Source organism: Agrobacterium sp. A3-95 (assembly GCF_053521785.1).
Genome location: NZ_JBNWDR010000016.1, coordinates 1 through 14531 on the forward strand (window position 1 = coordinate 1; position 14531 = coordinate 14531).

The 14531-nt window shown below is 56.9% G+C and carries 16 protein-coding genes and 1 pseudogene; 4 read left to right on the plus strand and 13 right to left on the minus strand.

The genetic code is table 11. The annotated features are described in order from the left end of the window. Positions 1-261: 261 nt before the first annotated feature. From ACQZ5Y_RS26895 to ACQZ5Y_RS26905, 3 genes and pseudogenes are all read right to left on the minus strand, one after another. Positions 262-423: pseudogene (locus ACQZ5Y_RS26895) on the minus strand (LysE family translocator); the annotation flags it as partial. A 99-nt stretch (positions 424-522) separates the two neighbouring features. Next, positions 523-819: a cation transporter gene (locus ACQZ5Y_RS26900; protein ID WP_174060437.1), complete on the minus strand. Its 297-nt coding sequence runs from the start codon at positions 817-819 to the stop codon at positions 523-525. Between the two features lie 19 nt (positions 820-838). Next, positions 839-1255, minus strand: a complete 417-nt coding sequence (locus ACQZ5Y_RS26905) for a mercuric transporter MerT family protein (RefSeq protein WP_174060436.1) — start codon at positions 1253-1255, stop codon at positions 839-841. A 728-nt stretch (positions 1256-1983) separates the two neighbouring features. Between ACQZ5Y_RS26905 and hisI the strand changes: the two genes are divergently transcribed. Beyond that, the gene (hisI, locus tag ACQZ5Y_RS26910) at positions 1984-2406 is read left to right on the plus strand and encodes a phosphoribosyl-AMP cyclohydrolase (RefSeq protein ID WP_174060435.1); all 423 of its coding nucleotides are present in this window, start codon (positions 1984-1986) and stop codon (positions 2404-2406) included. Between the two features lie 344 nt (positions 2407-2750). Here hisI and ACQZ5Y_RS26915 read toward each other — a convergent pair whose 3' ends face one another. The 6 genes from ACQZ5Y_RS26915 to ACQZ5Y_RS26940 form a co-directional block, all read right to left on the minus strand. Beyond that, the gene (locus ACQZ5Y_RS26915) at positions 2751-4106 is read right to left on the minus strand and encodes a dihydrolipoyl dehydrogenase family protein (RefSeq protein WP_174060434.1); all 1356 of its coding nucleotides are present in this window, start codon (positions 4104-4106) and stop codon (positions 2751-2753) included. Positions 4107-4236: 130 nt separating this feature from the next. Then, a complete protein-coding gene (locus ACQZ5Y_RS26920; RefSeq protein ID WP_174060433.1) occupies positions 4237-4497 on the minus strand; it encodes a hypothetical protein in 261 nt (86 codons plus the stop codon). 9 nt (positions 4498-4506) lie between these two features. Then, positions 4507-5934 carry a mercury(II) reductase gene (gene merA / locus ACQZ5Y_RS26925; RefSeq protein WP_174060432.1) on the minus strand — a complete coding sequence of 476 codons (1428 nt, stop codon included), beginning with the start codon at positions 5932-5934 and terminating at the stop codon, positions 4507-4509. 9 nt (positions 5935-5943) lie between these two features. Continuing rightward, the gene (locus tag ACQZ5Y_RS26930; protein WP_174060431.1) at positions 5944-6117 is read right to left on the minus strand and encodes a hypothetical protein; all 174 of its coding nucleotides are present in this window, start codon (positions 6115-6117) and stop codon (positions 5944-5946) included. Between the two features lie 46 nt (positions 6118-6163). Beyond that, a complete protein-coding gene (locus tag ACQZ5Y_RS26935) occupies positions 6164-6502 on the minus strand; it encodes a heavy-metal-associated domain-containing protein (RefSeq protein WP_336510372.1) in 339 nt (112 codons plus the stop codon). A gap of 17 nt (positions 6503-6519) precedes the next feature. Beyond that, on the minus strand, positions 6520-6918 hold the full coding sequence (locus tag ACQZ5Y_RS26940; protein WP_174060430.1) for a mercuric transporter MerT family protein: 399 nt from the start codon (positions 6916-6918) through the stop codon (positions 6520-6522). A 76-nt stretch (positions 6919-6994) separates the two neighbouring features. Between ACQZ5Y_RS26940 and ACQZ5Y_RS26945 the strand changes: the two genes are divergently transcribed. After that, the gene (locus tag ACQZ5Y_RS26945) at positions 6995-7408 is read left to right on the plus strand and encodes a MerR family transcriptional regulator (RefSeq protein WP_174060429.1); all 414 of its coding nucleotides are present in this window, start codon (positions 6995-6997) and stop codon (positions 7406-7408) included. Between the two features lie 171 nt (positions 7409-7579). Here ACQZ5Y_RS26945 and ACQZ5Y_RS26950 read toward each other — a convergent pair whose 3' ends face one another. The 4 genes from ACQZ5Y_RS26950 to ACQZ5Y_RS26965 form a co-directional block, all read right to left on the minus strand. After that, positions 7580-8134 carry a recombinase family protein gene (locus ACQZ5Y_RS26950; protein ID WP_174060428.1) on the minus strand — a complete coding sequence of 185 codons (555 nt, stop codon included), beginning with the start codon at positions 8132-8134 and terminating at the stop codon, positions 7580-7582. 193 nt (positions 8135-8327) lie between these two features. Continuing rightward, complete coding sequence (locus ACQZ5Y_RS26955) at positions 8328-10625, minus strand: DEAD/DEAH box helicase family protein (RefSeq protein WP_174060427.1); 2298 nt, start codon at positions 10623-10625, stop codon at positions 8328-8330. Next, entirely contained in the window at positions 10625-12637 is a 2013-nt protein-coding gene (locus tag ACQZ5Y_RS26960) for a site-specific DNA-methyltransferase (RefSeq protein ID WP_174060426.1), read from the minus strand. Before ACQZ5Y_RS26960 ends, ACQZ5Y_RS26955 begins: the two co-directional genes overlap by 1 nt. Further along, positions 12637-13014 (minus strand): HigA family addiction module antitoxin, encoded by a 378-nt coding sequence (locus tag ACQZ5Y_RS26965; RefSeq protein ID WP_211380956.1) that lies wholly within the window; start codon positions 13012-13014, stop codon positions 12637-12639. The genes ACQZ5Y_RS26960 and ACQZ5Y_RS26965 overlap by 1 nt, the downstream gene beginning before the upstream one ends. Positions 13015-13210: 196 nt before the next feature. Between ACQZ5Y_RS26965 and ACQZ5Y_RS26970 the strand changes: the two genes are divergently transcribed. Both ACQZ5Y_RS26970 and ACQZ5Y_RS26975 read left to right on the plus strand, forming a co-directional pair. Then, the gene (locus ACQZ5Y_RS26970) at positions 13211-13894 is read left to right on the plus strand and encodes an SOS response-associated peptidase (RefSeq protein ID WP_174060425.1); all 684 of its coding nucleotides are present in this window, start codon (positions 13211-13213) and stop codon (positions 13892-13894) included. Positions 13895-13919: 25 nt separating this feature from the next. Further along, positions 13920-14216 (plus strand): I78 family peptidase inhibitor, encoded by a 297-nt coding sequence (locus ACQZ5Y_RS26975; RefSeq protein ID WP_174060424.1) that lies wholly within the window; start codon positions 13920-13922, stop codon positions 14214-14216. Positions 14217-14531: the final 315 nt, after the last annotated feature.

Below are 14531 nucleotides of genomic sequence, written 5' to 3' on the forward strand. Positions count from 1 at the left end.
AGGGGAATGTTTCGTGTCCGCTGATTGCGTCGTTGCAAGGTGGAACGAGCTTGGCAGGGGCTTCCACAGCTTAGCGTGCTTTATTTTCCGTTTTCTGAGACGACCACAGATCAGAAAAGACTGTGCAGCCGACTCTTGATATTCCGTGCAGTCACCTTCTGAAAATGACAGCGGCCCTTGAATTGTAAGGGGAATTTCCTTCGCAAAAGTCTGTCGCAAAAGTCTAACTTTCACGACCGACTTTTGCGACAGTTTCGCGGCTTACCTCGATGCCACCACAGCAACGCCAGAACCAACAATTACACCACCGTCCGTTCGACTAACGCGGCGCACGATGGTCGGCGTCCGAAGCAGCGTGCGAACGCGACCGGCGAGGATCACATGCCCACCGATCACCACCACCTCAACAACGAGGATGACGGCCCTGTCAACCGGCCGATCCGCAACGTTCATCAGCGCGCCGATGTGGAGCAGCGAAGAGAGGTGATACCGCTCTCCGCCAGCGGACAATCAGCCGGCGGCCTATTGCGCCACATGCGACGGATAACCGGCGTTGGTCGTCGCATCAACGAGTGTCGGCACGCCGGTGACTGCGTCATCGAAAGAGACCGTGGCGACAGCACCCGACATCGCGTCGGCTTCCTTTATCTGGACCGTTTTCACACCCGAGACACGAGAGAGGGCCGTCTTGACGATGGGGGCGCAGAGCGCGCAGGTAGCGTTGTCAACGTTCAGCACGACCGTTTTCTCGCCAGCTATGGCGGCGAGCGGTGAAAGTATGGCAGCGAGTAGAACAGCAAGTGCAACAGGGCGGATCATGGGATTATTCTCCTTTGGCTTAGAGGAACAGGGGTGCGAGTCTTGGAAACCCTAACCCGATGACGACGAGGACCGTGGCTGCCCAGAGTCCAACCTTGGCGATCCGTCCCGACTTGGGCTGGGCGCAATAGGAACCCTCGGCGCAGGCAACCTTTGGCTTGCGATAGACGAGATAAAACCCGTAGCCGAGGATACCGAACGTCATGGCGGCAAAAATTGGTTGATATGGTTCGAGGGCGGTGAGGTTGCTGATCCAAGCTCCGCCGATGCCCACGGTGAACAGAGCAAACGGGATGACGCAGCAGCTTGAGACTGCGATCGCCCCGAGAAGGCCGCCAGCGGCGAGCAGTTGCTGGCGGCTGCCCCGCTGGTGTTCCGATGTCACGTGGACGGCGGTCGCCGATTTTCCGGACCCTTTGAGACCTGATGCCTCCATAATTGCTTTCTTTCTGTATCGTTGAACAGCGATTTGCAAAGTAGCCTACGCCTTGTACTCACTACAGGCTCAAGGGGTAATCTCAAGATTGCGATCACGCCTCTGTGACGGCGTTAAAAAGTGAACCCCGTTGGGTAGTCGCCGCCGCCTGAGGACCTAGCGGGCTTTCAAGCATCATGAACCGAGGCGCTACCTCGCTGTTTCCGCAGTGCCGCCCTGGCCAAGCGGATCAAGATTTTGACTTGACTCTGTAGCTAGTACAGGGCGTAGCCAAGTCTCTTGGCAGCGATCACGTCATCGGGATACCCGACGCGGTTGTGCAAATGCGATCAATGGACCGCGATGCTGTGTGATGCGGCCAGAACCGAAAGAAAGCACTATGGACGACAAATCGACCGCCGGCATCGTAACCGCGATCATCATCGCGCCTTTAGTCGCGCTTTGCTGCCTTGGACCGGTAGTCATCGGCTCGGCGGTGGGTGGCGTTTTGGGATGGTTCAGCGGGCAAGGTCTTGTGATAGGAGGTGTGCTGACACTCCTGGCTGGAGCCGCCGGCTATGCCCTCATGCGCTGGCGCCGGGCTTCATCTCGTCGGGAAGATGCCTCCCCGACGTGCACATGTGACGAGCCCAAAGCACGGCCCGGCGGCCGCCAACCACCAACCATCCTTTGAGCCAGCACACTCCAATCCCGAACTACCCCGCAAACTCGAAGATAGGCTCTTGCCCATGACCACGCCAGCCACGGACCTCGCGGAAACGATCGAGGAAAACTCCATCCTGACACCGCAATTCAACGCGGATGGGCTCATTCCTGCGATCGCCACGGATGCGGCGAACGGTGTGGTGCTAATGCTGGCGTGGATGAATGCGGAGGCGTTGGAAAGGACCATCGAGACCGGTCAGGCCTGGTATTGGAGCCGGTCCCGCCAATGTCTTTGGCATAAGGGCGCGACGAGCGGACAAGTCCAGCAGGTCGAGGAACTGCGCGTCGATTGTGACCAGGACGCGGTGTGGCTTAAGGTGCGCGTTGGCGGTGACGGCGGATGTTGCCATACCGGTCGGGCGAGTTGCTTCTATCGCCGGATCGTTACGGGGCCGGATCGCCCGACGCTCCGTCGGGTGCCGGAGGCCCCGCCACCGTCCCGTTGAGGCTATCAACTGGCGCGGTAAGCGCATGTAGGGTGATTGGCTCGGCAATCCCCCTTAGCCGGCGCTGTCCAATGAGCTTGAAATATTGCGGGTGAAAACGGGCGACGGGCGACGAATGCATCGGTTCCCAGGTAGTCGGTTCCAAGCACGCGCGTTTCCTCCAGACACAGGGCGGCGGTATTGACGGGATCACTGATGATGGTGACGTCCAGACGCTCGCTCGAACCGGTATTGCTATACAAGACTTTCCCGAAATGCAGGCCCAGGCCGTGCCCTAGCGGTGGCTCGTTCCTTCTCCCTTCGCGGCTGTGTACGCGGCCGAACTGCCAGCCCGGTCGCATCAGCTACACCATCGAACTGATGTCCGAGGCATAGCTGGGATAGGCGAAGATAAAGCCCTTGACCCTGTTCGCGGTCAGCCCCGCGCCCATAGCCATGGCAAAGAGATTGATCTGCTCCTCCGCGCCGGGGCCGATCAGATGTGCACCAAGAATATGGCCGGTCCCGTTCTCGACCAGAACCTTGTAGGCACTGTAGCGCGCCCCGACCCGCAGCGACGAATACCAGCCGGCGGTCTTTTCGAAATGCGTGTCAAAGGCCAGCCCCTTGTCGCGTGCTGCGGCTTCGGACAGGCCGACCGAGGCAAGCTGCGGCAGCGTGAAGACAACGCTTGGGATCGGCGGATAACTGACGGCGCGCTCATCCTTTCCTGCGAGCAGGTTCTTGCCCGCAATCCGGCCTTCGTTGGCCGAAACCGGGGTCAGATTAGGCCCACTGTCGGCACAGTCGCCTGCCGCAAAAATGGCGGGATTGGTGGTCCGCATGTAGGGGCTGACCTTGATGCCTCTGCGGCCGTATTCCACGCCCGCGGCCTCCAGGTTGAGATGCTCGATGTTGGGCACGCGCCCGGTGGCATGAACCACCAGATCACAATTGATTGCCTGCTTCCCTTCCGGCGTCTCATAGGTAACGGTTAAATCCAGCCGGTCTTTCTCGATCTTCAGAACCTTGGCCTCGGTCCGCAGGTCAATCCCCAGATCGGCGGTCGCCTCGGAAAGTATACCGACCAGGTCGGGGTCGAAATTGCCCAGCGGTCGCTCCATCATCTCCAGAACCGTAACTTCCCGCGCCCCTGCGCGTTTGGAGATATGGGCAAATTCCATCGCGATGAATCCGCCGCCGACGAACACGACCCGGTCCGGCCGTTCGGGCAGCTCGAGAAAGTCGGTGCTAGTCGCCAGCAACGCCTCGCCGGGGATGTTCAGCGTCATTGGCCGGGCGCCGGTGGCGATGTGAAAGTGCCGCGCCGACAAGATCTCACCATTCACCTCGATCTTGTCTCGCCCGGTGAAGCGTGCCTCGCCATGCAACACGGTGATACCGGCTTTCTCCAGCCCGCCCTCGATGCGACCAGGCATCGCGTCGGTGAACGTGCGCTTGAAGGCGATCATGTCCGCCCAGTCGACGGAGGTCTGTGCCTCCAGCCCCTTGCCGCTCAAGTTGCGGGCCCAGTCAATGCCCTCAGTCACGGCGATCAGCATCTTTTTGGGATCGCAGCCTCGCAATGCACAGGTGCCGCCGAAAGGAAGGGTGTCGATGCTGGCGACCTTCCAGCCAGCGTCAGCGGCCATCCGGGCGACACCATTTCCACCGGTCCCACCTCCGATCACGATCAGATCGAAGCTTTTGTTATCGCTCATGCAATTCTCCTCTCCTAAAAGACTACTTTTCCCCCTGACAAAAAACCTAACCCCCACAGCAAGGTTTGCAACGCCCTGCCTGCACTCATACCCTTCTCAACATGACATCCGGCGACGCTTTTGAGCAGAACTACTTGCGCCGACCGTATATGGGTTGACCGACGGGGCCTTTGCCGTCGGTCTTACCATTTGCCCGCGCGCGGTGCCGCCACAAGTAGATTCCGACAATGGCCAAGACGGCCGCTGCCAGCCAGAAGTCGCCGCCGCCGACCAGCCAACTGGCAAGGCCGGCAAAGCTGATCGCGCCTGTTGCTGCCAGTACAATCGCGCCGCAGCAGACGATCTTAGCCGCGAGCAATCCCGCAAGGCCGTATCCGTTCGAAGGTTCCATCGAAGCCTCCTATCCGGCGCAGCATGACAGCTTCGCCACGTCCTTGCCGAAGCCCTGCGCCGCCAGTTTCAACCCTTCGACCGTGGTGAGATAAGGGAAGATCGTCTCGCCGAGCGCCTTCGCCGTCATGCCGTGCTTGATGGCCAACACCATCGTCTGGATGCTGTCGGCGCCCTCAGGCGCGAGGATCTGTCCACCAAGCAATCGGTCGCTTTTGGCGTCGGCAACCAGTTTGATGAGCCCGCGCGTGTCGCGCGCGGCCAGCGCCCTCGGCACCTGGTCAAGAGACACGATCGAAGTCTTGGTCTCGAAGCCGGCGTTGCGAGCCGCCTGTTCGGTCAGGCCGACGCCCGCGACCTGCGGATCGGTGAACGTCACCCACGGCATGGCCGCATTGTCATAGACAAGGCTGTCACCGTTCAGTGCATTTTGGGCAGCGAGCTTGGCGCCATAGGCTGCCATATAGACGAACTGGTCGCGACCGGTGACATCACCTGCCGCATAGACGCCAGGCTTTGAGGTGCGCATCCGCTCATCAACCAAGACGCCGCCATTGCCGCATAGTTTAACTCCCGCCTCGGCAAGGCCAAGACCGCCAGTGTTCGGGGACCGCCCAGTGGTCAAAAGCACCTGCTCGGCCGCGATCACTTGGTCGGCTCCGTCGATGGCGACCGTCAGTTCGACACCGCGGTCCGTGGGCGCGATCCGGCGGTAGGAGAGGCCGGTCAGCACGGTAATGCCCTCGTCGCGAAGATAACCGGTCAATGCTGCGGAGATTTCCGGCTCGGCTTCCGGCAACAGGCGGCGGCGGGTTACAAGTGTCACTTCCGCCCCGGCACGGGCGAACATCTGCGCCAGTTCACAGCCGATATAGCCACCGCCGATCACCAGCAGCGAACGCGGCAGCTCGGAAAGCTCAAGCGCGGTTGTGCTGGTGAGGTAAGGCACATCGCCAATGCCGGGAATGTCCGGCAGGGCCGGCGATGATCCGGTAGCAATGATGATCTTGCCAGCCATGATCGGATCGTCGTTCACAATCACGCCCTGCCCATTCAGGCGCGCTTTCCCTTCCAGATAAGCGACGCCGTTGTACTGCGGCAGAAGGTCGACATATTTCTTCTGCCTGAGCGTGGTCACCAGGTCGTCCTTGGCGACAACCAAACGGCCCCAGTCAGCGACGTTGGCTTCCCCGACAAGACCGGGAAAGCGGTGCGCGGCACGTGCACCATGCAGCGCCTCGGCGGCGCGGATCATCGTCTTCGACGGGACGCAGCCGACATTGACACAGGTGCCGCCGATCGTGCCGTGGCCGATCAGGGCGACATTTGCTCCCTGCTCAGAGGCCGTGATTGCGGCCGAGAACCCGGCCGACCCGGCACCGATCACCGCAAGATCGTAACGGCCATTGCTTTTTTGGGGCGCACAGCAGTCGGACATGAAAATCTCCTAATGTTTCCTGGTATCGATGTGTGAACGATGTCGCCACAGCAGGTAGCCGGCTGCGGCGACGATGATGAGAATTGGCGCCAGACCGTAGACCGCTGTTTTGACCGCTCCCACGCCGATCACACCTGCCGCCACCGGCAGGCTCGGCGCCACACAGCACAGCGCCGCGATCAAGACGCCAACCACTCCGACGCCAAGCATGGACCGGTCAGGCACCGACTCAACTCCCGATCGCCTTGGCAGGATAGCCAACATTGGTGGACGCAGCGGCAATCGCCGCGACCGTCGCGGCAGACGGGTTATAGACAACCGCTGCCGTCTTGGCCTCGAAATCCACCTTGACCGACTTCACGCCCGCAACGCCCTCCATGGCCTTGCGCACGGTGACCGGACAAAGGGCACAATACATGTTCTCGATCGCGAAGGTCTCCGTCAGCTCCTTGACGGTAACCGTTTCCGACGTGGATTGTGCGAACGCCGGAGCGGTTGCCGGCAGCGAAATTGTACCACTGAGGCCAAGAGCCGCCGCCGCGACCAGATGTTTCGACAGGTGTTTCACGCAATTATCTCCTCGTTTCAGTAGAACAGCGGCGCCCACCAGCCGATGGTGCTGGCAAGCACAATCAGGACCGTTGCTAGCCAAAGCGCGGTCTTGGTAATGATGCCGGAGCGCGGACGGGCGCAGTAGGAACCCGGCTCGCACGCGGCTTCGGGCTTGAAATAGACCTGCCAGAAACCCAACCCCAGCGGCACGAGTGTGGCCGCCGCGATATAGGGCTTATAGGGTTCGAGCATCGTCAGGTTGCCGATCCACGCGCCCGACACACCAAGTGTCACCAGGAGCAGCGGGACGATGCAACAGGCCGATGCTAGAAATGCGCCGATAACGCTTATCGCTGCCAGCCCGCCCTCGCGCCGATCCGGTTCGGCGGCCGCTTTTGAAGAATTCAATGTCTTGCTACCGATTTCGTTCATCGCAAACCATCCTCGATTTCTGGATGAAAACAAGATAGGCTCTGTAGTCAGTACAGACGCAAGAGGTATTTTCACCATGAATTCTCTTCTTTCCGCCAAGGGTCTACAGCGCCACCAATTGGCCCGTGCGACCGGCTGCCACCTGGAGACCATCCGCTATTACGAGAAGATCGGCCTGCTGCCCGACCCGCCGCGCAGCGCAAGCGGTTATCGCATCTATGACGAAACCGACGTCCGCCGCTTGCGCTTCATCCTCAGGGCGCGCGAACTCGGATTTGGCATCGACGAGGTCCGCGGCCTGCTTCACCTTGTCGATTGCAGAAGCCAGACCTGCGCGGAGGTGCAGCGTCGGACCGAACCGCATCTAGGCGAGGTTCGCGCCAAGATTGCCGACCTCCAGCGTATCGAAGCGGTGCTAGTCACAATGATCTCGCAATGTTCTGGCGAAGACGTGCCGGAATGCCCGATCCTTGACGCGCTCGCCGCTTGACTGCCCTTAGGGTGTCATGTCGCCCCATACCCAAACCGACCCCAGGAGGTCTGTCGCAAAACTCCCAATTAAAGCGACACTTGTTTTCCTGACTTTTGCGACGTCGCAGAATAGGGAATTTCGCGTCAGTCACAATGACCGCAATTGGCGGCGCGAAGCCACCATCTCGCCCTACGATGATGCGGCTTCTCTAAGGGCACGATAAACGCTCGCCCGACCTATGCTCAGCGTCTTAGCAATTTCTGTTGGTCCGATCCCCTCGGATCTAAGACGGCGGATCTCAGCAACATCGACGTGGGGCTTCCTGCCTTTATAGGCCCCTCTGCCTTTTGCTGCGGCGATGCCTTCCATCTGTCGTTCTCTGCGAAGGTTCGTCTCGAACTCAGCAAACACGCCGAGCATATCGAGGAAAGCTTTGCCGGCCGCCGAGCTGGTGTCGATCGGCTGTTCCGTCGCCTTCAGCGTCACCCCTTTCTGCTTGAGCAGCCGTACGATGTCTTGCAGATCCCCAACTGATCTTGCCAGTCGATCGACCCGCGTCACGACCAGGCTGTCGCCGTCGCGCATGAACTCCAGAAGCGTGTTAAGCTCCTTCCGATCCTGCTTATTCGATCCGGATTTCTTTTCCGCCCGGATGACCGTGCACCCGGCCGCTTTCAGAGCCGCCTCTTGAATCGTCAAATCCTGATCGATCGTGCTGACCCGAGCATACCCATAAATCGCCATGAAACGTCTCATTAGGTTCTAGACCTTCATTGGGTAGCGTCTCATAACGGCAAAAGCAACCCAAATGATACACTGTTTAGTGTCTCGCGGAGATTGTCTCAGCAGGTATACCCATACGGGCTAGATTGCGCACGTTGTTGCCCGTCAAGAAAACGTTCCTAACCGCGAAGATGCAGAACCCTTAGGCTTTGGGTTAACTGCGCAAACTAGCGGCCACAGCCTGTGCGGCAGTGTCGACATGCATAGGATGAGGTTTCCCGTTGCGTAAGCTCCAAACGGAATAGCCCTCACGGCCCTGTTTCTCAAAGCGATCATTCCACAAGCCTTGGGTAACTAGCCGAATAATCAGATCAGGTCCTGATCCTATCTTGTTGATGAACAGCAGCTTCCGCCCAGCATCTTCGACGATAAGATGATCGCCCTTCGTGTCGATAGCTGCTATTGCTTGGTCACCTATCCAAACGATGAAGTCCGGGTTGAAGTTTTTCGATCCGCCCGCTGTGAGTAGTGGAATCTCAAAGCAACCACGTGGTGGGTTTCTAAACCAAACACGCTGTGTCTTGTCGAGCGCCTGCGCAAAATCCCGCTCAAACCCATTCAGACCACTGTACTTGTCGTGGATGGCGAAGTTGAACGAGGATGCGGCGCTTGGATCGATCGAGACCGCGGGCACTTCAAACGCGCCAGCAAAATTGTGGATGACGCTGGAATTATCGATATAGGCAGCGACGACCTTTCTAGCAGCGTCCCTTATCTGCTCCGCGGCTGGGCTGGTGTACTCGACCAAGGCATCGAACTTGGGATCTTCAATGTCGCAGAGGTTGATCGCCCTGCGATAAGATTTTTCGACCTCTCTGACAAAGATCCAGCGTGCCGTCACCCTGTTCGAATGCTCAACGTCAACCCACTCCTCCTGGCCAGCTCTTCCGCCGCCGATGTCCTGCAAGACCTGAATTCTCGTCCCGGCGCCAATCGTATTACGGTTGTCTCCGCGATAATCTTGAACGCTAGCGAGAATCTTGTTGATGGGTTCCTTGGCTAGTGCTGCCTGAATCGAAAGTTCAGGAAGTTGTTTCACCTTTTTAGGAGGCAAAACCAGCTTGGAAGCAGCCCCTTTCCCTCCAGTAAAAACCGTGAGAGCGATCTCGGGCGTTTCGCTGCCAATTTTTGCCTGAACCTCCTTTAGTACCTGTTCGAAAACAGCTTTCTGGTCCGTTCGGATGTAAAACTGGGCGGTATTGAGAATTGGCTCGGGGTAGTGTTGCGCTTGTGGCTGTCGGAGAACGCGGCCCACCACTTGGGTGACTTGGTCCTTGGATCCCATATCTTTGTCGACGTACGCGAAGTAGCACGACGGATCATCCCAGCCCTCTTGCAGGGTCTGGTTGAATATAATGTGCTGGTAATCTCCGGATATAAATCGATCGTAGTCGTTGTCGCCCCCATTGAACAGGACAAACTCGGGGGGAGGTGGAGCCTTCTGCTCAAATTTTAGATTGCAATACACTGCGATCGTGGAGGGATTGATGCCTCTGTTCTCGACCAAGTGTCGCCAGATCTGAATTGGCCTTGCTTGCCGATCCGAGAACCGTAACGCCGGATTGTCAGGGGCTCCTGAGACGATGTTGGTGTTGCTTACGTAAATCGCTTTTGGACGGAATGGCAGGCCTACCGCAGCAGCAGCGGCCTCGGTCTTCTTCATGCTCTCAAGCATGTCGTCGACAGCAACTTCCATTGGTGTCACGTAGCCACCGAGCATTATTTGCTGTTTGACAAGGCCTGACGCGACGACGTCGCTGCTCTTTACTGCCGTTACTAGGTCATCGTCCGTCCAGTGTTTTTCCTGCTTTAGGCGCGAGATGATACGGCCCAACTCAGGCGGGATGCGGGTGGTCGCACTAGCTGCGATCAACGCGTCTGGCTCGAGGTCAAGGAGTAGTTGTGTTTGCTGATCTGACAGATTGTGGCCTTCATCGTACACGATGATGAAGGGCCGACGACGGCCAGCACCGTCCCGACGTTTCTTTAGCATCTCCCACAAAGAAGCATCGCCTAGGTCGAGGGCCAGTTGATAAATCAACCGATCACCCTTTTCCTGATCTGCCTGATTAAACTTCCCAACCGTGGCTACCAGGATCAAGCCGCCCTGCGAGTTTTCAATGTCTCGCTGCTTACAGTCCATCAAAGGCTTTGTGGTGAAGGATCCGGCTAGCTCCGCGTACTTCCCCGAGGCAAGATTTTGCAAAGTCTGCCAAACCACAACTTTGCCCTTTGAGAGCCACAGCACGATCGGCTCAACCCCAAGGTGGCTGCGCATTTGGCTGACAGCGTCAGCCAAGATTACCGTTTTACCACTGCCTGTTAATGCGTTGAGATTCTGAAAGAATGGAACCGGCCGCGTCCGAGTGCTCATTAAGGGATCGGCAGCATAAGTAGAAAACCTGTCTGCGATCTGGGAGGATGCTGCAAGCTGGAAGGGGAACAACCGCATTAGATATCACCGTCCTCGTTGAAGCTATCGCTCGACTCATTTAAGCCTAGATGAGCAAGAATTTTGTCTGGTATCTTATAGAATATGACGTTCCTCGACTGATAAAGCTCGTAGCGCGCGTAGACATGATAGGGTTGCTTTAGCGCTGCCTTCTTACCCTCAGCGATGACAGTTGAGTAACTTTCTTCATCGAGTTGGCCGACTTTGTCCCCGCCATTCCAGATCAGAAAATATCCCTCATTCTGATCGTTGCGGCCTACTAGATACTTGAACCCCTCATTCTCGAACCGGATCAAACCAGCGCTGCTGCGCCGGCTGTTATCCCAATGCGATGTGATCACCAGATCTATTAGCTCTTCCTTTTTCATGGTCAGTACGGCACGGCTGTCGATTTTCTGAGTCAGCTGCCGGAACTGGAAGCCGCCGGGTAGAGGATCAGCTGTTCGTTTGAATGTGCCGTCAGCGCTTGGCCGATCACCTGTGATCGCGCAGCGAAGTCGCAGCTGCGTTAGGCTACGCGCATACTTATCTCCACGATCTGGGGAGCCCTGCTCTATGAGAATGAAACGACGTGACGCGCCCGTGACCCTATTGAGCTCCAAGACTGCGTGTCCGGTTGTGCCCGAGCCGGCATATGGATCCAGTACGAGGCCGCCCGCAGGACACCACAGCTGAATGATCTTCATCATCAGCTTCATAGGCTTCACTGTATCAAACCGATGACCCTTGCCGATTATCGCGTTTAGTTCGGTTAGGCCTGCTTGACTGTGACCGGATTCTTCGTGGTCCCAAGATTGTGGGCCGAGTTCAAGGGGGGTCTCGTAATCCTCATCAGCCCAGTAAGTGAGGGGTACCTTGCCCTTTTTAACATCACCAAGATAACGTTTGACTCGGGGTCTGCCATCTCCGTTCTTCAAGAAATGCAGGAATGGCCACACCTGTGTGTCGCGCACTTCCTGCGCCTTGGCTCGGGCGTTGCCAATGACGGGGTGGCTCAACAACTCGAAGCCTTCGACGACAGGATCAGTGTCAAGGTTCTGACCTTGTTTCACTTTCACCTCCGGTGAACCCTTTAGCATCAGTGCTTTCGGTCGCCCGTCACCTACATCGCGCTCAATGTACTCGGATCCCCATTGCTCGAGATAAGCCTTCAGATTGGGGCGTGGCACTCGCCATGAGTTTGCCCCTGGATAGTGAAGAGCACCGGTGAAGGGAGATTGAATAGCATAGCGATCACGCTCGCGTGCTTCACGTCGAACTGGATTGTCGCTCGTCCATGGTTCAACATCACCATCGATCTTTCGATAGCGAGCGTTCATAGCTTCCGTACGGAGCGTAAGCGCCGTTTTAGCCGAACTCTTATCTTTAGCATAAACTAGTACATACTCAGTTGCTGTTGAGACATGTGTACTATCATTTTTGGGAGCATAAGATTTTTGCCAGTTGATGATCGCAATACGGTTCTCTTCACCGAAGATTTCGTCGAGCATCATCCCAAGGTGGAAAAGTTCGTTGTCATCTATGCAGATCGCGAGGACGCCAGAAGGTTTCAACATGGCATACATCATGTGAAGACGTGGCAGCATCGCCTTCATCCATTTTGTATGGCGAGAGCCATCTTCTAGTTTTACTACCTGACCAAGGTCCGGGTCGTTAGGATCATCATCCCATTTGTCATTGTACCTAAAAGTTTGCCCCGTGTTATAGGGGGGATCTGTCAGGATGAGATCTACTTGGCCCCTTTCCTTGTAGAGAGTCACCATAGCCTGAAGGTTTTCACCTTCAATGAGAAGGTTCTTTACCTGCTCTTCGGGTTGTCCAACAGAAAGATCCTTCTTTATGATGGTCTGCCGAGGGCGAACTTTCTTAAAAACCTCGTGCGAGAAACGTTTGCCGTGGAAATTTATGGACACTCCACCGTCAACCATTGAACGGATGATGTGAATGAGTTCTTCCTTCGACATGAAGTCCAAAGAATTTTCCGACGACACGTTTTTTGATTGCTCATTCATTATCGACGTTCTTCTCTGGCTGTAAGTTTAAGTTTGAGATGATCATGCTTGGATTGAATACTTCCAACCACGGCAGCAGAACTTGGCCTGGTGGGTAGTTTGGCAATTTCTATACCCGCGCTTTTCTCTGCCCTGTTGAGGTCGTAAGCACTTTGGAGGTTGAGCCAAAACTGTGCGCTTGTGCCAAACCAATGACCGAAGCGAAGGGCAGTATCTCCACTGATGTTTCTCTGCCCTTTTACAATTTGGGTCACGCGATTGGGCGGGACTTTGATCTGGCGAGAGAGTTCGGTCGGGGAAACGCCGAGTGACCGCAACTCCTCTGCGAGTATCTCGCCAGGATGAACTGCGGAGGAGACAATGTCCTTGCCATTCATAAAGAATGTCCCTTTCGTGCCATCGCTTGTTTTGGTTTGCGTGAAGCGGAAGCCTTTGGGCGCTTCTATGAAAAAGGATGATTTACGTCTAGCGTAAATTCCGGGGATCTGGCCGTAGTGCAGCCTAATTGGAAGGTAGCTGGCTTGCTGAGGTCGCAGTTGGCGCATTTGTTATGGCATTGAAGGAATTTCTTGAATGTGCGGACGGTTTACCAACACGATGACATGGGCCGAGATCCACGCCCTCTACAACATTCACGACAACACGCCTCCTCCGTCGAACATGCCGGCGCGATACAACATCGCGCCGACACAGAGCGTCTATTTTGCCCACAAGGACAAAGCTGGCGAGCTCGAAATCGACTACGGGCGCTGGTGGCTCGTGCCGTTCTTCGCCAAGGAATTGCCGAAGGCCGCGATGTTCAATGCAAGGATCGAGACCGTGGACACTTCAGGAGCATTCCGAGAGCCCTTCAAGTCGAAGCGCTGCCTCATTCCGGCTGACGGTTATTTCGAATGGACCACAAGCGAAGACGACCGAAAGAAAGACCCATGGCTGTTGCAGCTCCCCGAGGGAAAGCCTTTCTCCTTCCCGGGACTATGGGCGCATAACGACAAGCTAGGCGTCACCAGCTGCACGATCATCACTGCACCGGCCGTCGACCACATCGCTCACATTCATACGCGAATGCCCATCATGCTGGATCCGTCTGCCTATGAGACCTGGTTGGATGCCTCTGTTCAGGGTGCTGACGCGAAAGCCTTCCTTCTTGAAAACCAGATCGACAGCCAGCTTGAGTTTTACCGTGTCGGCCGCGAGGTGAACTCGTCTCGCTATGATGGCAGCGACACGAAAAAGCCAATCCTGAACTCCTTGTAGGAGCTTCAAAGCAAGGAGATTCCCGATGACGTCGCCGTTCTATTCCTTCCCTATGGTCGCAGCCTGTGTGGCTTTGGCTTCATCTGGTTGCAGCGCGGATGGGGCTTCATCCCCGGCAGCAGGTCCGTGCAATGCGGAAGCCGCGCAAGCACTGGTGGGCAAGGAAAAGCCAACAGACGCAGAGGCGATGCAGCTGACCGGCTCTAAGAGGATTCGCCAGATCCAACCCGGCGATATGGTGACCCAGGACTTCAGAGAGGATCGGGTGACGATCGAGACTGATCCCGCGACGGGTCTGGTCACCCGGGCCACCTGCGGCTGATTTACCTGGCGCCAAAGAAAAAGGGCCAGCGTTAGCCGCGGCCCTTGAGGTGTGAAGGTCTAAGCCTCCAGAGGGGAACGATCACGCGGCGGCTGGGAGGACCCGCTGTGTCAATCAAGATTCATATGGGAAGCGATAGGCGGCCTGCAAGCTGCTCAATCTGCATTCCCTGTCTGAGGGGCTTTCTCTTCTGATGCAGTGCTGCAAGCTTCAGCCTGAGACAGCCGTTCCAGGAGGGAATTGATCCGATCATCATTCGGTATTGGCTGATGCTTCACATGGGCCTGCGCTGCCTTACGCACCATGTCACTAGAG